The organism is Kitasatospora sp. NBC_00240, assembly GCF_026342405.1.
Taxonomy (GTDB): domain Bacteria; phylum Actinomycetota; class Actinomycetes; order Streptomycetales; family Streptomycetaceae; genus Kitasatospora.
The window spans coordinates 699,964-722,338 of the sequence record NZ_JAPEMU010000001.1; the positions used below are offsets into that span (position 1 = coordinate 699,964).

The window sequence follows — 22,375 nt, forward strand, 5'->3', positions numbered from 1 at the left end:
CTCCAATCGACCATCGGGTCGTGCAACCCGGCTGAGGATCCCGCAGCCTACGACCGAATGGACACTGTCCGTCGCGGCCCGGTTCCCGGGCCCACCGCCCCGTCGGACCCCCGGCGCCCGCTGGTTCTCCGCCGCCCGAAGCGTCCGGGCCTCACCCTCGACCGACTGCGCGATCTCCTCGACGCTTCCAACCACCTCGACACCGGTGACCGGTTCCACCCTGACGAGCGGGAGAAGCCGATCCGCCCGCCCGGCTCCACCGTCGGCTCCACCACGCGGGAAGCCTGCGACGGGCTGCGTAGGAGGGCCGTCCGGCTCTGGCCTGCCGGCATCCCCTGCGGGATGCTGGCAGTCGACGGGTTCTCCGGGACGGCACCGACCGATCTCGGCCGCCCCGAAAGGAGGCCGACGTGAGCACCACCACCGCGTCGGACGAGCGGTCCACGGCCGCCGCCCCGCCGTCACCACTGCTGGAGCGCATCCGCGCGGGCATCATCGGCGAAGGCGAAGTCCTGGACGGCCCCTACGGACCACGCCGGGTCACCTACGCCGACTACACCGCCTCCGGCCGCTCCCTCGACTTCATCGAGGACTTCATCCGCGACGCCGTCCTCCCCCGCTACGCCAACACCCACACCGAGAGCTCCGGCACCGGCCTGCAGACGACCCGGCTGCGCGAGGACGCCCGCCGGATGATCCGCGACTGCGTCGGCGGCACCGACGACCACCTGGTGATCTTCTGCGGGTCCGGCGCCACGGCCGCCGTCAACAAGCTCGTCGGCATCCTGGAACTCCGTCGGCCGACCGGCCCCGCCGAACGCCACCGGCCGGACGGGCCTCTCCCTCCCGCCGAACGGCCGGTGGTCTTCGTCGGACCGTACGAGCACCACTCCAACGAACTGCCCTGGCGCGAGACCATCGCCGACGTGGTGCCCATCGGCGAGGACGCCGACGGACACCTCGACCTCACCGACCTCACGGCGCAGCTCGTCCGCTTCGCCGACCGGCCACTGCGGATCGGCAGCTTCTCCGCCGCCTCCAACGTCACCGGCATCCTCACCGACACCGACCGCACGGCCCGCCTCCTGCACGAACACGGGGCGCTGTCCTTCTGGGACTACGCCGCGGCCGCGCCGTACGTGCCCATCCGCGCAGCCGACAGCGCCCCGGGCCGGGGCGACGGCAAGGACGCGCTGTTCATCTCCCCGCACAAGTTCCCGGGCGGCCCCCAGACCCCCGGCGTGCTGGTCGTCCGCCGGGAACTGGTCCGCAACCCGGTGCCCACCGCGCCCGGCGGCGGCACGGTGCTGTTCGTGGACCCCACCAGCCACCGGTACCTCGACGACCCGGTCGCCCGCGAGGAGGGCGGCACACCCGCCATCGTCGAATCCATCCGCGCCGGGCTGGTCTTCGGCCTGAAACAGGCCGTCGGCACCGACCTGATCCAGGCCCGCGAGGAACGGATGTGGCACGCCGCCCTCGACCGATGGGAATGCAACCCGCGCATCGACGTCCTCGGCAGCCACCGCGCCCGCAGGCTGTCCATCGTCTCCTTCCGGATCCGGCACGGGCACCGGTTCCTGCACCACAACTTCGTGGTCGCCGTACTCAACGACCTCTTCGGCATCCAGTCACGCGGCGGCTGCTCCTGCGCGGGGCCGTACGGCCACCGCCTGCTCGCGATCGACGCGCCGCACTCACACGCCTTCCGTGACGAGATCGTCGGGCACCGGTGCGAGGGGATCAAGCCGGGCTGGACCCGGATCAACTTCCACTATTTCCTGTCCGACACCGTCCGGGACTACCTCATCGACGCCGTCGACCTGCTCGCCGACAACGGACACCGGCTGCTGCCCGACTACCGCTTCGACCCGCGCACCGGACTGTGGCGCCACCGCGACGCCGCGGCCGGACCGCCCCTGCGGCTCACCGACGCCCGCTACGACGAACACGGCCACCTGCACTGGCCGCACGGACGCGCGCGGACGGGCGAGGAGGCGCTCGCCGGGCAGCTCGACGAGGCCCGCAGGCTGCTCGACGGCCGGCCCGACCCGGTCGACTCCGGCCCCTGCGCCCTCCCTGCAGACTTCGAAGCCTTGCGCTGGTTCCCGCTGCCACCGCAGTGCCTGGCACCGTGACGGCGAACGGGCCGGCCACCACCCGCATCACCGTCCGTACCGGCACCCGCAGCGCCCCCGGCTTCGGCCCACCCTGCCGGCTCCGCTCGCGGCCGACGACCCGCCGCGGGTCCGCCATGCTCTGCCCTTCGGGCGCCCGCTCCGCCCCCGCCCCCGAGGCACCACCCGGCGGATTACGACGGCACCAAGACCGAGCGCCTACCCAGTCGTCCTGGTCACCTACGAGGTCGTCCGCAACAAGGGCAACAAGGCCGACAGCCTCGACACCCTCAAGTCCTTCCTGACCTACGCGATCAGCGACAGCGCCCGGAAGGCCATCGCCGACAAGGGCTGCGTCCCCATGCCCGCCGCCATCGGCGACGAGGTCAAGGCCGCCATCACCACCCTCGGTTGACCCGGGCCAGCTCCCTCACCCAGCGCCCCGCCACGATCCGCACCGCGGTGGGCCGCCCGCCCCGGCCAACCCGCCCGGCCGCCACATGCCCCCAGACCTCGCCGCGCCGCTCACACTCAACGCTTCGCGCCCACCCGCGTCACTGCCTCCTGGCTGACGGGCCCGCCCACCCGAGCGCATGCCCTGCCCGTCGACGCAGTCGTCCCGCAACCGAACTGACCATCCGGCAGGGGCCCGCTTCAGATCCCGGCACCCGCCCGCGTGACCCCCACCGTCCGGCACGTGAGCTCCGCGATGTCCCCCGCGGTGGGCACGTCCTCGCGTCAGGTGGTCGGCGGCTCCGGTAGCGTTCCGGCACCGACCAACGCCAGCAGCCGGAACGGCAGCTCGGGGTCGGCCTGGCCCACGGTCAGGCCCAGCCACCGGTCAACGGACGGCTGCCACACCCGCAGCTCGGAGGCGACGTCGGCCAGAAACCCCAGTGGGCCCGGTGCGGCGGGGTCCGGCAGGTCGGTCTCGCGATAGAGCCACAGCTCGACGGTGGTCGGGGCGCCCCAGGCGTTGGTGAGAGCGGCCGAAAGGGTGTCAAGGGCCGTCTCCACCCTGCGCTCCTCCGCGTCGACCACATCCGGGTCGTGGACCTCCCAGAAGTCCCGGGACTCCATCAGCGCGGCCAGCCGGAAACCCGGACCGCTCCACTCCGCACCGTCCCGGTCCTCGATCTCGGCGAACGGAGTGGCCAACAGGCGATCGGCGGCGGCTCGATGGGACGCAACATCGGTGATCAACATGCTGCGAGCCTAGTCCCGCCCACGGACAGCCGGCCGACCGCCAGGGCGTGGGCAGGAGGACGAGCGAGGCGTTGTGGCCGCCGAGCACGAAGGAGTCGGTGAGGGCGCCGGGCAGGGCTCGCGGCGAGCCCGACAGGCCTCCCCTATTTCAGGCTTCCGGTGTCTCGCGGCCGAGGCGTTGCAGTTGCCCGACGGTTGCGCCGGGTGCACGGCCCTGGCCACCTCCGAGACACAGCACCCGCACGCAAGGCCCGGGTCCGTGCGCGCGGCTCCAGCGGTCACGCCTCCCGGCGCGAGAACCTGACACCGCGGCGAAAGGAAGCGGTATGAACTGGCTGGTGACCGTGTCGGGGGCGCTCGTGGTGCTCCTCGTCCTGCGGGACGTGTTCCACACACTGTGGCACCCCACCCGCCACGGCGGACTCAGCAGACTCGTCATGACAGCCGCATGGCGGCTGACCTCGCACCTCAGCACGCACCGCCGAGCGGCCGGGCTGGCGGGCCCGCTCGCCATGGTCTCGGTCGTGGCCCTGTGGGCGTTCACCGCAGCGATCGGCTGGGCACTCGTCTACTGGCCGCACATGCCGGTCTCCTTCACCTACGCCACCGGCCTCGATCCCGCCGACCACGCCGGCTTCGTGGACGCGCTGTACGTCTCCCTCGTCAACCTCACCACCCTCGGCCTCGGGGACATCGCGCCGACCGCGGGATGGCTACGCATCGTCGCCCCCATCGAAGCCCTCGTCGGCTTCGCCCTCCTGAGCGCCACCGTCTCCTGGATCATCGGCATCTACCCCGCCCTCGCCCGCCGGCGCGCCCTGGCCCTACGACTGTCCCATCTGCGCCGCAGCCGCCCCACGACAGGACTGAGCAGGGCAATCGCCGGGGCCACTCTGCTCGACAGCCTCTCCAGGGAAGTCGCCGTGGTCTCCGTCGACTTCATGCAGTACGCCGAGTCCTACTACTTCTACGACGGCGACGACCGCACCTCACTGCCCGCCCAGATCGGCGACGCCGTCGAACAAGCCGACCAAGCCGCAGCCGCCGCTCATCCGGAGGTCCGGCACTCCGGTTCGGCGCTCAAAGCAGCCCTCGAAGATCTCGCCGCCATCCTCGACGAACGCTTCCTCCACACACACGGCACACCGAAGCAGACATTCGAAGCCTACGCACGCGACCACGGCCGCCAATCCGGATCGGCAGGCTGAAGTACTACCCAGACGAGCGAGAGCGCCAAGACGGTCATGAGGCGGCACGCAAGGTGAAGTCGCACACCGCCGTCCACCCGGGACCCGGCGGCCGCTCCGCAGCCCCTCGTCACTGGTCGCGACTCGTACCAATGTCCTGCGGGCAGACGGAAACCTGCAAGCTGGGCTCCCTTCGCCGGCATTGTCCGGATCAGGTGATGGAGGTCGCCTTCCGGTCTCACAGACCTTCCAGCCTCTCAGCCCCACCGTCGACAAACGCCCCGCGCGGAGCCTCCGCCCGTCGCCCGGGGCCGTCCGGTCGAACTCCCTCGCTCGCCCTGCAGGCCGATGTTCACGCTACTCCCGCCCCCGCCCGGCACCAGGGCCGAACGGCCCCATCGCTGCCCGGATGACCGGGCCGGCCGACCGAACCGGACAGTGCCTCGGTGAATCCGCCGTGCCTCCGTCCAGCGGCGTGCTGGGGCTCCGCGACGGAAGGAGATCCATGGGTTCGTGACGGCGACGGCACAGGCCGTCCCGGCACCGCCTCGTGCCCGCATCGCCGGGTCCGGCCGTGCTCAGGGGCTGCCGGCGGGTTCGGCTGCGTGGCGACGTGGTGGCCGCCCTGACGGTCGCGGCGCACCCTCTGTGGGTCACCGGCCGAAGGTGGCAGCGTCGGGACCGGTGCGCCCACGTCACGCGATCTGTTCAATCCGAGGTCAGCGCCTCGGAGCTTCCCCGGTTGCGCGGAACTCGCCGGCGATCTCGGCGGCCCAGGCGTCGATGGCGTCCCAGTCACGGTAGTCGCCTGCGCGTCCGCCCAGAAGACGGAGTGCGAGCGCGCCCACCCGGCCGAGTTGTTCGCGGGTGACGACACCGGAGAAGAGACGATGCCCGCGCAGGTAGGGCAGCGGTCCCAGCGCGTCGAGGACGATCGCCCCCTCGCGGGGGGCGAGCCTGCGCCACGGCCCCCGCAGCGCGGCGGGCATACCGACGCTGAAGGCCCATACCCGACCCTGCGCGAGCGTGTCACGGTGGCGTTCCAGGTAGGCAGCCGCTTCCGGCAGCCACCGCCGGTTGTGGACCGCGCTGCCCAAGACGAAGGCGGAATACCCGGCCGCCGGCGTCCTGTCGTCGAGCGGCCGGACATCGGCGGAGACGCCGGACTCGGTCAGCCGGCTGCCGATGCGCTCGGCGATCTCCCGAGTGGAACCGTGCGCACTCGCGTAGCCGACCAGAACCGTCATCATGCCTCCTCCTCCGAAGAGGCCGGCCCACGCTTCGGGTCGGCCGGGTTCGGTGCCTACCCGGCGTCAGCCCTCCGGAGACGGTCGGGTTTCAGGTGCTCGGTGAACCAGGACGTGGCCAGGTCTGCGGCCGCCCGGAGAGAGGGGCTGCAGTTCCTGTGCTGGCGGAAGTAGCCGACCGCGGGCCCCGTCCCGGCCACGCAGCCAGTGCGCGGCGCCGGTCAGGCGGCGAGTGAGCAGGGCGGCGTCGACGACGTTCGCCCGGTCCATCTCCTCCTCGGCGGTGAGCAGGTCGAACAGCAACGTGGCCAGTCCGGCCCGGTTCAAAGCGCTCGCGGCGAACCGGTTGCGCGGGCTGTGCCTGTACCTGCCACTGCCACTGCCACGCGCGAACGGCACGATGCCCGCCGCCCGATGGGGCACGGCCAGTCGGCCACCGAGCCGTACACCACCCGCCTCATTCAGGATCCTCCCCGTGCCGAGGACATGCGAGCGGCAGCATCCCGGCTGGCAGCCACCCGCCGATCCGGCCCTGTCCTGCTCCCAACGGGAACGGACGTGCCACAGCGACGCAGCCGGAGGACCATGACAGTGGGCCGAGCGGAGGACGGGGCACTCCCTCGGACTCGTCCACCACGCCCACCTCCCCGCCGTCGTGCCGCGCGCACCCCTGCCGTGTCCGCGTGATCGGGGCACCCGAAGCCGCGCGGGAGGAGAGGCCATGAAGCCCTGAGGAGAGGCCATGCAGCACAGCACCGTCCAGGACGTGATGACCCAGGACGTCGTCGTCGCCCACCGCGAGGCCACGTTCAAGGAGATCGCCGGTCTGTTCCACCGCAACGACATCACCGCCGTGCCGGTAGTCGACAGCGATAACCACCCGGTCGGCATCGTGTCCGAGGCCGACCTGATCCGCAAGGAAGCCAGCCTGCTGGAGGAGGGTCGCTCGGTCACCCGCTGGCTCCACCCGCACGAGCGGTACCGCGCCGAGGCGGAGATCGCCGAAGAGATGATGACCAGCCCGGTCGTCACCGCGCGAGCCGACTGGACCCTGGTGGAGGCCGCCCGGGCGATGCACCGCAAGAAACTGAAGCGGCTGCCCGTGGTCGACGACGAAGGCCGGCTGACCGGCATCGTAAGCCGCAGCGACCTGCTCCAGCCGTTCCTCCGCGACGACGCCTCGATCCGCGCCGAGATCACCCACGACGTCCTGCTCAACACACTGTGGCTCCCGGCCGACGCCGTCCAGGTCTCGGTCGACGATGGCGTCGTCACCCTGACCGGCACAATCGAACGCAAGAGCCTCATCCCCATCATCGAGGGAATGTGCCGCTCACTGGACGGCGTGGTCGCCGTCCGCCAAACCCTTGGCCACGAATTCGACGACAGCCACGTCGACCCCGGGCTGTCGGCGATGCCCGGCGTTATCGGCCCGCACTCGGCGCCCCATCACTGAGCGACGGCCAACCGGATGGGCGGGCGCGGCCGCCTTCACCTCCGCCCTGGAACTCGCCCGCGACGGAGTCCGGGTCTGCTCCATCCACCTGGGGCCGATCAGCAAACCGATGACCGCCGGGATGGTGGCCCTGTTCGTGGCCGCTGACGCCACCTACTCGACCGGAGGCGAGTTCGTCGTCGACAGTGGCGCGACGACCGGCAGCATGATCCTCACCGACCTGAAACGTAACCCGGCGTCGAGTGAAGATCCACGTCGTCCGCTCGGCACGACACCACGCTCCACCCCCAAAGATCCTCTCGGGAGGCCGCGACGAGAGCCACCATAGGAGACCGGGTCATCGTGGAAGGCGCCCGCCCCGGCGTGCCGCGGCGCGACGGAAAGGTGATCGCGGTGCACCGGCCGGACAGCGAACCGCCCTGGGAAGTCCTGTGGTCGGACACCGGGCACTCCACCCTGTTCTTCCCCGGTCCGGATAGTCGACTGCACCACTTCACCCGCCAAGACCCGAGCGGGCAGGCGCCCCGACCGTCCGACCGACCGCACACCTCCTCGGAGACTGAGCGGAGCGAGCCGGCCGGGCCCGGCGAACCCACCGGCGGTCCGGAACAGGCCATGCCGGGGAACGCCGGCGACCTCGGCCGACGAGTCGCGCTACGTCGTGAGCAGCTGGGACTCGGCCGGGAACAAGCGGCGGTCCGGGCCGGCATGGCGGTGCCGTACCTGGACTACCTGGACACCTCGCCCACCGACGTCGAGAGCGGAGCACTGGCCAGGCTGGCCGCCGTTCTGGGCACGTCGGTCACCCAGTTGCTGGGCGGCGAACTCGACCTGCCGCCCGACCGCGCGAGCACCGCGGCGCACCCGGTGCTGGAGGAGCTGGCTCGTTCCGAGTGCTGGGAGCGACTGTCCACCGACGGAGTCGGCCGGGTGGCCCTGGGCGCCGCAAGGCGTCCCATCGTCCTCCCGGCCAACTACTGGGTGCTGGACGGCACACTGATCTTCCGCACGGCTGCCGACGGCCCGCTTGCCGCCACCGTCAGCCGGCGCGTCGCCTTCGAGGTCGACCGGATCGACGAGGTGCTGCGCACCGGCTGGAGCGTGCTGGCCACCGGTGACGCCCGTCCGACGACGTGGTGGCCCCCATCCGTCACCGGCACGGTCGGGCCCCGGTGGCCTCCGCGCCCGAGTGGGCCCGCCCGGCCCGCAGTGGCTGCCGCCCGGGGTGGACCGGGGCCCGGCCGGCCGCGCTCGTCGCCGATCTCCGGTACCGGCGGAGCGTCGGGGTTCCGAAGTGAGCGGTGTCAGAGCGAGCGGCACCGCCAGCTCACTGCTCGTGCTCGACGCCCTCACAGGCGCCTGACGGGTGGCCTCCTGGAAGTCACGGCCCAGGACAGGCAGCCGCATCCGCTCATTGGCGCATACTCCGGATTCGATCACCGCGGCCACCCCCTCCATCCGAGCCTGCCGCGCGACCCGCCGCAGCGCCCTGCCGACGACGCGGGGCCATCGACCCGACCACGTCGGTCGAGCCCTTCGCGGGTCGGGCGGTGATGGCATGGCATGGCATGGCATGGCACCCTGATCGTCGCCCGGCCGGTCCTCCCGCTGCGTCCACTCGGTGACCGACACCCGTCAACGGCGCCGCACAGGCGCAGCACGACCGCTCCCCGGACTCACCCCTTCTCCTTCGACTTGGCTGAGCACCTGCCGCGCCCCTGTCCTCGCACCGGGCGCGGGCCGGGCGCAGCATGGAGGTGTGAAGTGGTCGCCGTGCCGAGTCCGGGCGGCCCCTGGCGGAAGGACGATCGATCGATCCTGGTCGAGCAGGTCCTCAGCCTCGGTCGGCTGCCCTGCCCGGCTGTGCACCGACCCCGCGGGCGCAGCACCGTCGGTGCACGGCAGAGCGCTCTGCGACCCAGCCCGGACGCGCACTGGATACGCGTCTTCGGAGACCCGCAGCCGGCTGCGCCGGGAGGTTCCTGCCGCCGCGAGGCCCAAGCCCGGACACCTCACCCGGTGCAGGTTCAAGGCATGGCGCTCGATCCCGGCCGGCGGGCGCTCGGCTCGTCACGGAAACTCGGACTTCGGAGGAGCAGGCTATGAGATACCCGGTCATCGTGGGAATCGACGGTACGGATGCCAGTCACGACGCCCTCGACTGGGCCTCGGAGGAGGCCGGTCTGCGGCGTGTCCCGCTGCTCATCCTGCACGCCTGGCTCGGCGAGACGCTGAAGGCACCGGCGGGGCAGGAGACCAGGCTCACCCGGGACGCCGGTGAGGAGGCGCTCGGAGCGGCGCGCGAACAGGCCCTGATGCACCGTCCAGGCCTCGCGGTCACCACTCAGCTGGCGGACGACTATGCCCGCGACGCCCTGCTCGCGGTGTCCGAGGAGGCGGACCTGCTCGTACTCGGAGCGCGCGGCTCGGGCGGATTCTCGCGTCTGCTGGTCGGCTCGACAAGCCTGTATGTCTCTGCGCACGCCATGTGCCCTGTCGTCGTGGTCCACTCCCCCGACATCCGGTCGACGGCCGGCGGCGTACTGGTGGGCGTGGACGGGGAGAACGGCGGCGACGACGTACTCACATTCGCGTTCGAGGCCGCAAGCAGGAGGCACCTGTCACTGCAGGCTGTCCATGCCTGGAGCTATCCCCTGGTCAGCGGGCCGGGTCACGCGTTCCCGGCCGTGTATGAGGAGGAGCACGTCGCCGCCGAGCGGGAGCGGCTGCTGGTCGAGGCGCTCGGGGGCAGGCGCCAGCAGTACCCCGATGTCGAGGTGGCCGAAGTCGCGGTGCGCTCCGGCGCGGCACGGCTGCTGGTGACTCTCTCCGAAGCCCATCAGCTGGTGGTGGTCGGGCGCCACGGCGCAGTGCGCGGGCCCATGCGGCGGCTCGGCTCGGTGAGCCAGGCCGTCGTGCAGCACGCGCACTGCCCGGTTGCGGTTGTACCGGTGGGTTGAGTCGGGCCGGTGGTTTGAGGCCGGGGCCTCCCGGTCTCGAAGGAGCGGGGCATGGGCCGGGCGCCTTCGTCGGAGAACCAGGCCGCCACGCCGGCTCCGCTCTCCACCGTGACGTCCAGGCCAAGGCCGCCGGTGACACGGCTACCGGCGCCGTGGCCCGGTCGGCCGACCGGCTGGTGCTCACCCCGACCGGCTGTCGGGCTCGGGCGGGTGCTCGTCGGGCGGGCCCAGCTCGTCGCTGCCCTGGGCCGCGTGGGTGGCCTCGGTGCTGGGACGGCCGCGCAGGACCCAGGCCAGCGGCACTGCGAGGGCCGCGCCGACCAGCGGCCCGAGCAGGTAGATCCACAGGGGGCCGCCGTGCCCGCCGACCAGCACCGGTGCCAGACTCCTGGCCGGGTTCATGGACGCTCCGCTGGCGGGGCCCGCCCACAGCCCGGCCAGGGCGATGTAACCGCCGATCGCGATGGCCGCGTTGTGGCCGATGTTCCGGGCTCCGGAGGACGTGCCGAGGATGACCGTCATCAGTCCGAGGCTCAGCAGGATTTCCAGCCCGAACACCGTACCGGTACCGATACCTGCCCCGGGCCGGCTGGCCCCCACCTGCCCGGCGGTCCCGAACAGCGCGCGCAGCACACCGGCCGCCGCGACCGCCCCCGCCAGCTGCGCGGCTGCGTACCCCGGGACGCGCCGCCAGGGGAAGTGCCCGCGGGCGGCGAAGGCCATGGTCACCGCGGGATTGAGGTGGGCCCCGGAGACCTCGCCCAGTGTGTAGATCAGGGCCAGCACCATCAGTCCCGGGGCTACCACGGCGGCGGGTCGGCCCACTTGGCCACCGGTGACGCTGTCGACCACGCCCGCGCCGGCGGCGACCAGGACCAGGAAGAACGTTCCCACGCCCTCTGCGCCCAGCCGCCGCCACCCGGAGCGCCGGCTCGGGGTCATCCGTCCCACCTCCCCGGTAGTTCTTCCACGGTGCGCCGTACGGGCATCGGTCGGCCAGGGCCTATCGGGCCACCTCGGTGATCACCCGGGTCCGCACGGTCCCGGTGTCCGCGCGGCAACGCCTTCCTCGCCTGCCGTCCCGGCGTCCCGGCGTCCCGGCGTTCCGGCGTTCCGGCGTTCCGGCGTCCCGAGGTTCCGCGAGTCGGCACTTGGGCGGCAGGCACCGCCGCGGTCACGGTACCGGCCGAGTCCTGGGTGTTCGGCGACGAGGCCGAGGTGTTCCGCGCCTTCGTCCGAGCCCACCCCGGCCAGGTGACCCCTACTGGTGGACACCTACGACACTGAGGCCGACGTCGCGGTCGCCGCCTGCGTGCTGCGCGAACTCGGACTGCACGAGGGCTGCGCACTACGCCTCGGCAGCGGGGACCTCGGCGCGCTCGCCGTCCTTGCCCGGAGAGGCGCTGATGACCGTGGTCGGCGGACGACCGGGCCTCCCGGAAGCTGCCGCAGTCGGCACTCAGCCACTCGCCGCGTCCGCACGGGTGCGTCAGGTCCGCTCAGTGAGGAAGACGGCGGCGCTGTTCAGGGTGGTCAGGCGGGGGTAGTCGTCGACCAGCCGGCCGCGAAGGAGGCCTCGTAGCGCTCCTCGGCGTTCAGATAACCGCGGAACATCGACGGCCAGCCCGGCCGCAGCGCCAGCTCGCCCTCGCGCCCGGGCACCTCGATCTCGCTCACCTGACCATCCGTCATCAGGACTCTTCCGTCCGGCCCTCGCTCCAGCAGGCCCGCCTCCACCTCGGGCAGCGGGCGGCCCATCGAGCCGGGCCTGATCTCGGTGGCCTCGAAGTTCACGATCATGATCGCGCCGGTCTCCGTCTGCCACCAGTTGTCGTGGATCGGCAGGCCCAAGATCTCCTGCCCCCAGCGGACCGCCTCCGGGTTGAGCGGTTCACCGACGCTGGCGATGAACCGCAGCGCCGACAGGTCGAAGGAGCGCGGAAGGTCGGGCGGGCTGCCGCGGGGGCTGGCCCGCATCAGCATCCGGATCGCGGTCGGCGCGGTGTACCAGACGCTCACCCGCTCCTCGGCGAGGATGCCGTACCACCGGCGGGCCTCGTACTCCCCCGCGTCGACCACCATCGTCACCCCGTGGGTGAGCGGCGCGATGACCCCGTACGAGGTGCCCGTGACCCAACCCGGGTCGGCGGTGCACCAGAACACGTCGTCGGGATGCAGGTCCAGGGCGAAGGCCGCAGTGGCGTAGTGGGCCACCACCGCCTCGTGCACGTGGATCGCACCCTTGGGAGTACCCGCGGTGCCGCTGGTGAAGTGCAGCAGCGCCGTCTCCTGCGGGTCGGTGTCCGGGATCGTGAAGTCCTCGGACGCCTGTGCCAGCAGCGCGTCGAACGAACGGGTACCCGGCAGCGGCTCGGGGCACGGGCCGACGATCAGTACCTGTTCCAGCTGCGGCAACTGCTCGCGCCGGGCCGCCACCTTGCGCCGGTAGAGGTCCTCGGTCGTCACCAGTACCCGTACGCCGCCCAGCCGCAGGCGCTCCTCCACCGGGACCGGACCGAAGGCGGGAAAGAGCGGGCAGAACACCGAGGTGTTCTTCAGGGTCCCGAGCACGGACACGTACAGCTCCGGGCAGCGAGTCAGCAGCGAGGCGAACCGGTCGCCGCGGCCTGCGCCCAGTGAGCGCAGCACGTTCGCGAAGCGGTTCGTCCAGCGGGCCAGCTCGTCGTAGGTCACCGTACTGACCCGCCGGTCCACGGCGACGCAGCGCAGCGCGTTCGCCGCGTCCGGCGGCGACGTGCCGGTCGACCGCCTCGTACGCGACGTCGAGCCCCCGACCGCCCGGCAGCCCGTCGAGCGCCTCCCGCGCCGACTCCCACGAGAATTCGCGCCGGGCCCGCTCGTAGTCGGCGAGATTTGGCGCGGCTCCCGGCACCGGCCGAACACGAATGGCCTCGGATTCCATGGCCGCTCCCTTCCGGGTCGCCGACAGGGCCTCCTCCAGCCTGACAGACAGGGGACCGCCCGGGCTGGGGGCGCGGCGTGGACGTGGGACGCACGCACCCTGCCGAGCCGAGGAGGCCTGCATCAGGCCGTCGAACGGCCCGAGGCCCGGTGGCGCCGGCGCGCCCCCGAAAACCCCCCTGAGCACCTCCGACCCACGAGCCGGGTAGGGGCCGTGCTGGCCGCCCCCGCTCCGGTGCCGGCGTTCGGGCGACGGATGCCGCTCCCGGGGACGCCTTCGGTGACCCGCCGGCGCAGGAGGTCCTGCACCTGGGTGGGCCGGTCACGACGGGAGCGGACCCGTTCGGCCCTGTCGCCGGCACCGGATGCGGGGCAGGCTCACGGTAGGACCGAAGACCGGTCCCGCGCCTCCCGGTCGCTCTGCTCGCGGCGACGCGTTCCCGGACCTGGCTGTCGAGGCAGGCCCGCAACCGAAGGGAGCCGACATGACCGCCCTGATAGCGGTCCTGGTGGTGCTCGTCATCCTGGTCCTGATCGCGCTCGCGATGTCGATCCGCATCGTCCGGCAGTACGAAAAGGGGGTCGTCTTCCGGTTCGGCCGGATCACCGGAGCACGCGACCCGGGACTGCGCCTGATCATCCCGTTCGCCGACGTCATGCACCACATCTCACTGCGGATCGTCACCATGCCGATCCAGTCCCAGGGCATCATCACCCGCGACAACGTCAGCGTCGACGTCTCCGCCGTCGCCTACTTCCGCGTCGTGGACGCCATCAAGTCGGTCGTCGCCATCGAGAACGTGAACTCCGCGATCAACCAGATCGCCCAGACGACCCTGCGCAAGGTCGTCGGCCGGCACACCCTGGACGAGACCCTGTCCGAGACCGACCGCATCAACCTGGACATCCGCCAGATCCTGGACGTCACCACGACCGAATGGGGCGTGGACGTCACCCTGGTCGAACTCAAGGACATCCAACTGCCCGACACCATGAAGCGCGCGATGGCCAAGCAGGCCGAAGCCGAGCGGGAGAAGCGCGCCAAGATCATCAGTGCGCAGGGAGAGGCCCTGGCCGCCTCCGCACTCGGCGAAGCCTCCGACACGATGATGGCCCACCCGCTCGCCCTCCAACTGCGCAACCTGCAGAGCCTCGTCGAGATCGCCGTCGACAAGAACAGCACCGTCGTCTTCCCTGCACCCCTGATGAGCACCATCGGCGAACTCGGCTCCTTCCTCTCCCGCGAGGCGACCGCCGCCGCCGCTCCCGCACCACACCCACGCCCGGACACCCCGGACACCCAACTCGCGACCAAGTCCGTTCACCTACCTGCTCCCGACCCCGTTCACGTACCGGCGCCCAACGGGGCGACCAGGACCCCGTAGCCGTCACCGTCCCCTTCCGGCCGAGGCCGAGGGGACACGGCCTTCGCCGGAGACCGGTGCAGGGCATCGCACGGAGGGCCCACGAGAAGATGACGCAGCCGTTCCACACACCGCACCACGGGCCTCACCGCCTTGCCGAGCGCTGGAAAGCCGCGGCGGCCGACCGCCGCGCCCGGGCCGCCGCCCGGCGGTGGCGGCACTTCGGCACCGAGCCGCGCTGGGCACGCAGCGATCTGCCGGCCCGACGGCTACTCGGACGGATCTTCGTCCCGTTCTTCCTGCTCGGGGCCATCGTCTTCACGTTGCTTGCGGCGAACGCACTGCCCGCACCGCGCGCCGACCGTGCGTTCTTCACGGGCCTCGCCGTGCTGTGCGCCGTGTCCACCGTCGTCGCGGTGATCGACCTGATCGTCATCCGGCGCCGGTCGGCAGAGCAACGACGGTGGCACCGCTGACGACGGGGCCGAGCGGAGGGCACGGTCGCACGTGACCGGGCGGGCACGGCCACCGCCGGGCGCAACGAAGTCCGTGCAGGCTTCCCGATCATCCACCGGGGCCACCCAGGTCCAGGGATGCGGGCAACACCACGGCGGGTGACCCGTCCGAGTGCTACCGCGGCAGCTGAGGACGCGGCTGCGCCGGTCACGGTCGCGGTCGGCGACGGACCTACCTACGGTTGAAAGCAGGACGCGCCGCTGCGTCCGGCGTCCGGTTGCGCGACGCGTCGAAGGTACGGTCGTCCAGCACGGGAATCGAAGGTGGGCCGGGTGGATCCGGAGGGTGGATCCGGGTGGGCGGACGTTCCCGACCGCAGCCGCCGAATCGATGACGAGATGGACCGGATCGTCGGCCGTCTACGGGACCTGGCCCACACCCAGCGCCGGTTCCAGGACCTGCTGGACGCGGTGATGGCGGTGGGCCGGGACCTGGACCTGCCCGTCGTGCTCCGCCGGGTGATCACCACCGCGATGAGCCTCGTCGACGCCCGCTACGGCGCGCTCGGCGTGCTCAGCGAAGACGGCGAACACCTGGAGGAGTTCATCCCCGTAGGGCTGAGCGAACGCGAGGTGCAGGCCCTGGCCGGGGTCGCCCTCCCCCACGGGCGCGGCCTCCTGGGACACCTCATCGACCACCCCGGACCGCTTCGCGTCGCGGACATCGGCGCCCACCCGGACGCCGTCGGCTTCCCACCGGGCCACCCGCCGATGCGGACACTGCTCGGGGTGGCGCTCACCGGCCGCGGACGCGTCTTCGGCAACCTCTATCTTTGCGGGCGGCGCGACGGACAGCCCTTCGACGAGCACGACCAGGACATCCTCGTGGCGCTCGCCGGCGCGGCCGGCCTCGCCATCGAGAACGCCCGCCTCTACCGGAAGGTCCGCGCCAGCGCCGAGTACTTCCAGCGCCTCCTCCTTCCCAGCCTGCCCGATGTGGCGCCCTTCTCCGTCGCGGCGATCTACCGGCCCGCCGCCACCCCGGACCACGTCGGAGGCGACTGGTACGACGCCCTGATGCTCCCCGACGGCGCCTGCGCCCTGGTCATCGGCGACGTCGCCGGACACGACCTGAAGTCCGCCGCCACCATGGCCCAGACCCGCAACATGCTGCGCGCCCTCCTCTACGACCGCCGCACCCCGCCCAGCCGCGTCCTGACGCAGCTCGACCGCACCCTCCAAGCGATCACCGACAACCCGATCACCACCACCTGCCTCGCCCGCATCGAACCCGCCGAGGACGGCTGGACGATCCACTGGAGCAACGCCGGACACCCGCCACCGCTCCTGATCGGCCCCGACGGCACCGCCCGCTACCTGCACGCCGACCCCGGCCTGCCGCTCGGCGTCGACCCCGACGTGCCCCGCCCCGACCACAAATGCCCGCTGCCCGGCAACGCCACCCTCGTACTCTTCACGGACGGCCTGGTCGAACACCCCCACCGCCCCCTGGACGCCGGCCTCACCGCCCTCGCCCAGGTCGCCGCCGCCCACGCCGCTCTGCCCCTCGAAGACCTGTGCCGGACCCTGGCCGACGCCCACCTCACCGATGGACGCGACGACCTCGCCGTCCTCGCCCTGCGCACCCCACCCACCGCGCCGACCCCCGGGACACCGGCGACACACTCCCGGGCCCGGGAACAGGACGTACCCCGCCCCTGGTAGGCCCGCAGCTCGGTCTCGGCGCTGGTCCTTCAGCACCTGATCCGAGCCGCCTTCACTCGTGTCCATGACCTCTGCTGGTCCGTGGTCCGGAGAGCTCAGCCGCAGGGGAGGCCAACCCTCCGACGCGAGGGCCTCCGTCTCCGTTCCGCAGCCTCGAAACCCGGAATGCGCCACCACGGCACCGCCACTGCCGCGTCCGACCTGTCCACCCTCGCCCGCCAAGAGTTCTGCGCCGGCCCACTCCGCCGTGACACTCGCCCAGATCATGAGCGAACACGCTGTCAGCCCCTGCGGCACCGTCCGTTGGGACGTCGCCGTTCAGCTCGTCGACGCCGTAGCGGCGACCGCCGGCGGCCACGGACGGCTGGGGCAGTTCGGTCATGAACCGGCTTGCCGTCTTATCCGCACCGCGGGGTAGAGGGACTCAGCCAGCTCCCGATCGAACGGTTCGGTGTCGGGGGTGAGCACCGATGCGGCGGCCACGGCCACGCCGAGGGCACAGGCCTCGACCGGATCGTCGCCCGCAGCCAGCCGCAAGGTGAGTGCGGCCACCATTGCGTCTCCGGCCCCGGCGTCGCTGAGTGGCTCGCCGGGCAACGGCGGGACTCTCAACTCGGTGTGACCGTGCCTGGTCGAACAGAGTGCGCCGAGTTCCCCGAGGGTGGTGACGGCGATCTCAGTCGCTCCTGCGGCAAGCAGGGACTCGTTGACGGTGCGGGCGTCGTCGAAGCTCCGGACCGCCCGGCCGGCGAGGCTGGCGGCCTCGTGATTGTTGCACCTCCGCAGAAAGACGCCCTCGTGCAGTGACTCGCGCAGGGCCCGCCCCGAGGTGTCCAGCACCAGCCGGGCCCCGGCCTCCTTGACCCGGCGGGCGACAGCCGCGTAGAAGGCGTCGGGAAGCCCGCTGGACAGGCTGCCGCTGGCCACGACGTACTGATGGCCGCTGGCCGCCCGGGCCAGCGCGTCCAGGAGACGCCCTCCCTCCGAGTCGTCCAGTCGCGGGCCCGGCGGCACGATGTGATAGCTGCGGCGTGACTCGGTCTCGAACAACACGAACGCTTCGCGGGTCTCACCCGCGATCCCGAGAGCGAGGTGGTCGACCCCCTCCTCGTCCAGCAGGCGGTTGAGGCGCTGGCCGACCTCGCGGCCGGCGGTGTGGACGGCGGTCGCCCGTCCTCCGAGCCGTGACACGTCCCGGGCGACGTTGATCCCTCCGCCACCGGCGGCCACGAACCTGACCCGGGCACGGGTCTTGCCGATGTCCGCCAGGCGGTCGACCTCGCAGCAGATGTCGATGGTGGGGTTCACCGTCAGGGTGAGGATCGGAGGCGTGCTCCCCGGCATTGGGCTCCTCCTGCCGCTACCCGCCGCAAGCGGACCAGACACTTCAGGGCCGCTCATCGCGGTGACACGGCGGTTGAGGTCCCGATCGTCCGTGGCTGCCCTCCCGGGCCCTCCGGTGAGACAGAACTCCGTGGGAAGGTGCCCGACCAGGCCCGGGCGAGAAGGCCACCAGTACCCACGTCCATGAGCAGACCACCCGCCATCTCGACCTCCGCACTCGGTCACTCCTTCCATCCTGCTGCGCGGGTACGGGAGGCGCAACGAACTGCGCCGACGTTGCGGCCGACGCCGGGCGGGGAGCCGGTGACCACGTTCCGCCCGGCCACGATCCTGGACGTGGACGTTCCCGCGGCGCCCGGCCGACCCGGTCAAGGTCACGGTCGGGCGGATCGCAGCCACCTGCAACAACGCCCGTATCGAACCCCGTGAGGAGCCCAGCCGGGATCCCGCCGAGATCGCCGTCCTGCTCGCCGCACACGAGCTGCTCACGTCACCGATCGTCGCATCCGCGAGAGCGTGACCGGCCAAGCACGCAACGGCCAAGTGCCGGGCGAGCGCCGGGCAGGACCACAGACTCGGCGAACACCACAGCGGGCCGGATTCTCCGGGTTCGACTCGGCCACCCGCGTCGCCGGATGTCACGGACGAGGAGCACCATCGAAGGGGGCCGGGCCACACTCGGCCCACGGGTACGGGTCCCTTGGAGTTACCGACAACCGCCGACGAACCTTCGGAACGCATCGATCCGTCTCCTGTCGAAGCGCCCCTGGAAACGGTCACGTCAGACCCGTCGGTCATCGAACGAAAGCTGCTGACCATGCGCTGGTCCCAGACGCACATCCCGACCCTTCGCGAGAACCCTGCCGAGGCCGACGCGCCGAGCCATCAGCTCCTGCTTCGCGCCGGATTCATCCGGCAGCTCATGGCAGGCCACTACTCGCTGCTGCCGCTCGCCGTCCGGGTACGGTCGAAGATCGTCAGCATCATCCGGGAGGAGATGACCGTCATCGGGGCGCAGGAGTTCTCCCTACCGGCGATGCACCCGGCGGAGGTGTGGCGGCGCAGTGGCCGGTGGGACGCCATGGGGGAAGAGATGTTCCGCCTGACGGACCGTAAGGGCTCCGAACTGACGCTGGGCATGACCCACGAGGAGATCTTCACGTCGCTCGCCACCGAGCTGAAGTCGTACCGTGAACTGCCGCAGACGTGGTACCAGTTCCAGACCAAGTTCCGCGATGAACCCCGCGCCAAGGGCGGCTTGCTACGGACCCGGGAGTTCACGATGAAGGACTCCTACAGCTTCGACCTGACACAGGAGGGCCTGGACCGGTCGTTCGACCTGCACCGTGAGGCCGAGCATGCCACCAGCCGTCGTCGGCCGTCTGCCCGGCCTCGTTGAACATGGTCACGCCGTGGTCGTCCACGACGGCGACGCTGCGGCGGGTCGGTGCGCCGCCCAGGACCAGGCAGTGAGTCACGCCCGCGCGCTGCAGATCGTCCTGGACGGCGATGCCGTTGGGGCCGGCGAGCGGGAGCACAGCGGTGGTGCGGCGTCCCAGCGAGGTCAGCACGCGGGAGACGTTGACGCCCTTTCCGCCGGCCTGTTCGTGCGCCTCGACGACACGGTGCGTGGGGTGGGCGCCGAGGCCCCTCACGTCGTACGTGATGTCGAGTGCGGGGTCGGCGGTGACGGTGACGATCATCGGAGGTGTCCTCCCACGTCGGCGCGGACGGTGATCAGGTCGAGCGCCGCCAGACCCGCGCCGAGGCAGCCGGCCCGGTCGCCGAGTTCGGCCAGGGCCAGGGCCGGAACGACGGTGACGACGGCCTTGGACGCCATCGCCGCTCGAAGGGGCGACAGGAGGAGTTCGCCGGACGCGGCGACTGCTCCGCCCAGCACGATGAGCGGGGGGTCGAGAACCGTCGCGGTCTGGAGCAGCGTGTCGGCGAGTACGTCGACGGCCTGCTCCCAGACGCGGCGGGCGGCCTCTTCGCCGTCGGCGGCGAGGAAGGCGACCTCGGAGGCGTCGGCGGAGTACCCGGTGGCCATGGCGTAGCGGCGGGAGATGGCGGAGGCCGAGGCGTAGGTCTCGGCGCATCCGCGGGCTCCGCAGGCGCAGCGGTCGCCGCGGGGGCGGATGGTGAGGTGGCCTATTTCGCCGGCGCGGTGGTGGGCGCCGGGTTCGGGGGTGGCGTCGGTCATGATGGCGGCGGCGATGCCGGTGCCGATGGGGACGAAGAGGAACCTGCGGTGGCCGCGGCCGGCGCCGAGGCGGGCTTCGGCGATGCCGCCGGCTCTGACGTCGTGGGTGATGGCGGTGGGTAAGCCGGTGGCCTGGGTGATGAGGTCGCCGAAGGGGACGTCGCGCCAGCCGATGGTGGCCGAGTACAGAGCGGTGCCGGTCGCTTCGTCGACGATTCCGGGGAGGGCCAGGCCGATGACGTGGGCGGGTGCTGCGGCGCGGCGGGCGGCATCGGCCAGTTCGGCTGCGAGGGCGGTGACGGTGCGGACGACCGATCCTGGGCCGCGCTCGCGTGCGGTGGGTCGCCAGGTCTGGTCGTGCACCTTGGCGTGGGCGTCGATGAGCGCGGTCCTGATACCGGTGCCGCCGACGTCGATGGCGATGACCCTGGGGGCTGCGGCGCTCATGCGGCGGTCAGGACGACGGAGCGGGTGAGGTCGCGGGGTTGGTCCGGACCGAGGCCGCTGGCCTTGGCGAGGGCTACGGCCGCGGGAACGCTGCCCGTGTCGCCGGGGGCCGTGGCGGCGGCGCGCGCCCAGCAGGGGGGTCGGCTCGCGGTCTCGGCGTCTAAGCTTGAGTTTTAACCTTCCGTGATCGCCTGATGCCCGATCTGTTCACCCACATGGGGATTCGCCGGAAATGGCGACGACCTCTGGTTCACGCTGTGTGATGTCGAGTCTCACAACGGGTCGGAGGTCGTCGGTGTCCAGTGTGGTCCATGCGGCTGTGCAGATGTCGGGTTTGGTCGAACTGTCCTCCTTTCGGATGGAGTTGTTCGGTGCGTTGCCGCGCCGCGCGGACGCGTTGTTCGAGCTGGTGGACGCGGTGCTGTGTGCGGACGGGCCGGTGGTGTCGCTGCCGGAGTTGAGCCTGGAGTCGGTGCACCGGCGCGGCCACGGGGCGATGTACGACGCTCTGGCGAACGGCCGGATCGATGTCGGACGACTGCGGCTGGCTCTGGCCGCGCTTGAGTTGCCGCGCGGGGCGGATCGGCAACTGTCGATCGCGGTGGACGTGACGCCCTGGCCGAGGCCTGACGCGGAGTGCTCGCCGGCCCGCCTGCACTGCTACCGGCCGTGCCGGTGCGACGGCGTCCGGCAGACGATTCCAGGCTGGCCGTACCAGGTCGCCGCCGCGCTGGGCGGCGGCCGCTCGTCCTGGACCGGGGTGCTCGACGCGGTCCGTATCGGGCCTGGCGACGATCCTACGGCGGTCACCGCCGCCCAGATCCGCGACCTGCTGGAACGGCTTCGTGAGGCCGGGCAGTGGCGCGACGGCGACCCCGAGGTGCTGTTCGTCCTGGACTCCGGCTACGACATCGTGCGCCTGACCTGGTTGCTGCGCGAGGAGCCGGTGCGGCTGCTCGGCCGGATCCGCTCCGATCGCGTGATGCACCACCCGGCCGGCCGCCGCAAGGGACCGTGGCCCGGCCGGCAGCCCCGCCACGGGGAGGAGTTCCGCCTCGCCCACTCGGCCACGCATCCGGATCCGGTCCAGGAGTCGGCCACCCGCCATGACCGGTTCGGCGCCGTGACCGCCCGCTGCTGGGGGCGCCTGCACCCGAAGCTGGAACGCCGCCAGGGCGGCTGGACCGGCCACGAGGGCGAACTTCCCATCGTCGAAGGCACGTTGGTTCACCTGGTGGTCGAGCACCTGCCAGGCAACCGGGACCCGAAACCGTTGTGGCTGTGGCATTCGGTCCCCGACGCGACTGCCCACGATGTCGACCGGCTGTGGCGTATCTTCCTGCGGCGATTCGACCTCGAGCACACGTTCCGCTTCCTCAAGCAGACTCTCGGCCTCACCCGGCCCCGCCTCCGCCACCCCGAACAGGCCGACCGGTGGGCCTGGCTCCTCGTGGCCGCCCACACGCAACTCCGCCTCGCCCGTCCCCTCGCCGAGGACCTCCGCCGCCCCTGGGAGAAACCCCTCGACCCCGGCCGCCTCACCCCGGCCAGGGTCCGCCGCGGCTATCACCGGATCCGCCGGATTGTCGGCACTCCCGCGAACCCGCCGAAAGCCACCCGCCCCGGCCCAGGCCGCCCCACCGGCAGCACCTCAGCCCCCGCACCCCGCCATCCCGTCGGAAAAAACCAGAGCAAAAAGGACAACCCCTCGACCGGAACGCCGAGGGGCAACCTTTAAATTC

The 22,375-nt window shown here is 71.8% G+C and carries 17 protein-coding genes and 3 pseudogenes; 13 read left to right on the plus strand and 7 right to left on the minus strand.

The annotated features are described in order from the left end of the window. Positions 1-57: 57 nt before the first annotated feature. Positions 58-414 carry a hypothetical protein gene (locus tag OG689_RS03040; protein WP_266317234.1) on the plus strand — a complete coding sequence of 119 codons (357 nt, stop codon included), beginning with the start codon at positions 58-60 and terminating at the stop codon, positions 412-414. Next, entirely contained in the window at positions 411-2,138 is a 1,728-nt protein-coding gene (locus OG689_RS03045) for an aminotransferase class V-fold PLP-dependent enzyme (RefSeq protein ID WP_266317236.1), read from the plus strand. Before OG689_RS03040 ends, OG689_RS03045 begins: the two co-directional genes overlap by 4 nt. A 717-nt stretch (positions 2,139-2,855) precedes the next feature. Here OG689_RS03045 and OG689_RS03050 read toward each other — a convergent pair. Further along, entirely contained in the window at positions 2,856-3,275 is a 420-nt protein-coding gene (locus OG689_RS03050) for a hypothetical protein (protein WP_266317238.1), read from the minus strand. A 374-nt stretch (positions 3,276-3,649) separates the two neighbouring features. On the opposite strand from OG689_RS03050, the gene OG689_RS03055 reads away from it, so the two are divergent. After that, positions 3,650-4,531, plus strand: coding sequence for a potassium channel family protein (locus OG689_RS03055; protein ID WP_266317239.1), 882 nt, complete (start codon positions 3,650-3,652; stop codon positions 4,529-4,531). Between the two features lie 698 nt (positions 4,532-5,229). On the opposite strand, the gene OG689_RS03060 is transcribed toward OG689_RS03055, so the two are convergent. Beyond that, the gene (locus tag OG689_RS03060) at positions 5,230-5,760 is read right to left on the minus strand and encodes a flavodoxin domain-containing protein (RefSeq protein WP_266317241.1); all 531 of its coding nucleotides are present in this window, start codon (positions 5,758-5,760) and stop codon (positions 5,230-5,232) included. Positions 5,761-6,499: 739 nt separating this feature from the next. Here OG689_RS03060 and OG689_RS03070 point away from each other — a divergent pair. The 4 genes from OG689_RS03070 to OG689_RS44995 all read left to right on the plus strand — a co-directional run bounded on the left by OG689_RS03070 (position 6,500) and on the right by OG689_RS44995 (position 10,513). Further along, positions 6,500-7,213, plus strand: a complete 714-nt coding sequence (locus tag OG689_RS03070) for a CBS domain-containing protein (protein WP_266317243.1) — start codon at positions 6,500-6,502, stop codon at positions 7,211-7,213. A 324-nt stretch (positions 7,214-7,537) separates the two neighbouring features. Then, positions 7,538-8,767 carry a pyridoxamine 5'-phosphate oxidase family protein gene (locus tag OG689_RS03075; protein ID WP_266326825.1) on the plus strand — a complete coding sequence of 410 codons (1,230 nt, stop codon included), beginning with the start codon at positions 7,538-7,540 and terminating at the stop codon, positions 8,765-8,767. 548 nt (positions 8,768-9,315) lie between these two features. Continuing rightward, positions 9,316-10,173 carry a universal stress protein gene (locus OG689_RS03080; RefSeq protein WP_266317245.1) on the plus strand — a complete coding sequence of 286 codons (858 nt, stop codon included), beginning with the start codon at positions 9,316-9,318 and terminating at the stop codon, positions 10,171-10,173. 238 nt (positions 10,174-10,411) lie between these two features. Then, complete coding sequence (locus tag OG689_RS44995; RefSeq protein ID WP_354536919.1) at positions 10,412-10,513, plus strand: hypothetical protein; 102 nt, start codon at positions 10,412-10,414, stop codon at positions 10,511-10,513. Here the strand turns inward: OG689_RS44995 and OG689_RS03085 are convergent. Further along, positions 10,486-11,115, minus strand: a pseudogene (locus OG689_RS03085) (aquaporin); the annotation flags it as partial. The gene OG689_RS44995 and the pseudogene OG689_RS03085 overlap by 28 nt on opposite strands. 243 nt (positions 11,116-11,358) lie before the next feature. On the opposite strand from OG689_RS03085, the pseudogene OG689_RS03090 reads away from it, so the two are divergent. Further along, positions 11,359-11,569: pseudogene (locus OG689_RS03090) on the plus strand (nicotinate phosphoribosyltransferase); the annotation flags it as partial. A 137-nt stretch (positions 11,570-11,706) separates the two neighbouring features. Here OG689_RS03090 and OG689_RS03095 read toward each other — a convergent pair. Beyond that, positions 11,707-12,867 carry an AMP-binding protein gene (locus tag OG689_RS03095; protein ID WP_323189247.1) on the minus strand — a complete coding sequence of 387 codons (1,161 nt, stop codon included), beginning with the start codon at positions 12,865-12,867 and terminating at the stop codon, positions 11,707-11,709. A gap of 713 nt (positions 12,868-13,580) precedes the next feature. On the opposite strand from OG689_RS03095, the gene OG689_RS03100 reads away from it, so the two are divergent. The 3 genes from OG689_RS03100 (at position 13,581) to OG689_RS03110 (ending at position 16,639) form a co-directional block, all read left to right on the plus strand. Continuing rightward, positions 13,581-14,480, plus strand: coding sequence for a slipin family protein (locus tag OG689_RS03100; protein ID WP_266317247.1), 900 nt, complete (start codon positions 13,581-13,583; stop codon positions 14,478-14,480). Positions 14,481-14,569: 89 nt separating this feature from the next. Continuing rightward, the gene (locus OG689_RS03105; protein WP_266317248.1) at positions 14,570-14,935 is read left to right on the plus strand and encodes a hypothetical protein; all 366 of its coding nucleotides are present in this window, start codon (positions 14,570-14,572) and stop codon (positions 14,933-14,935) included. Positions 14,936-15,313: 378 nt separating this feature from the next. Next, positions 15,314-16,639 (plus strand): GAF domain-containing SpoIIE family protein phosphatase, encoded by a 1,326-nt coding sequence (locus OG689_RS03110; protein ID WP_266317250.1) that lies wholly within the window; start codon positions 15,314-15,316, stop codon positions 16,637-16,639. Positions 16,640-17,017: 378 nt separating this feature from the next. Here the strand turns inward: OG689_RS03110 and OG689_RS03115 are convergent, their stop codons facing one another. Next, positions 17,018-17,983, minus strand: a complete 966-nt coding sequence (locus OG689_RS03115) for a 1-phosphofructokinase family hexose kinase (protein ID WP_266317251.1) — start codon at positions 17,981-17,983, stop codon at positions 17,018-17,020. A gap of 700 nt (positions 17,984-18,683) precedes the next feature. Here OG689_RS03115 and OG689_RS03120 point away from each other — a divergent pair. Further along, the gene (locus tag OG689_RS03120; RefSeq protein ID WP_266317252.1) at positions 18,684-19,382 is read left to right on the plus strand and encodes an aminoacyl--tRNA ligase-related protein; all 699 of its coding nucleotides are present in this window, start codon (positions 18,684-18,686) and stop codon (positions 19,380-19,382) included. 37 nt (positions 19,383-19,419) lie between these two features. Here OG689_RS03120 and OG689_RS03125 read toward each other — a convergent pair. Beyond that, positions 19,420-19,686 (minus strand): annotated as a pseudogene (locus OG689_RS03125) (PfkB family carbohydrate kinase); the annotation flags it as partial. Beyond that, positions 19,683-20,633 (minus strand): ROK family protein, encoded by a 951-nt coding sequence (locus OG689_RS03130; RefSeq protein ID WP_266317254.1) that lies wholly within the window; start codon positions 20,631-20,633, stop codon positions 19,683-19,685. The gene OG689_RS03130 and the pseudogene OG689_RS03125, both read right to left, overlap by 4 nt. Positions 20,634-20,958: 325 nt before the next feature. Here OG689_RS03130 and OG689_RS03135 point away from each other — a divergent pair, with 325 nt between their 5' ends. After that, positions 20,959-22,371, plus strand: coding sequence for an NF041680 family putative transposase (locus OG689_RS03135; RefSeq protein ID WP_266317147.1), 1,413 nt, complete (start codon positions 20,959-20,961; stop codon positions 22,369-22,371). The last annotated feature ends 4 nt before the right edge of the window (positions 22,372-22,375 follow it).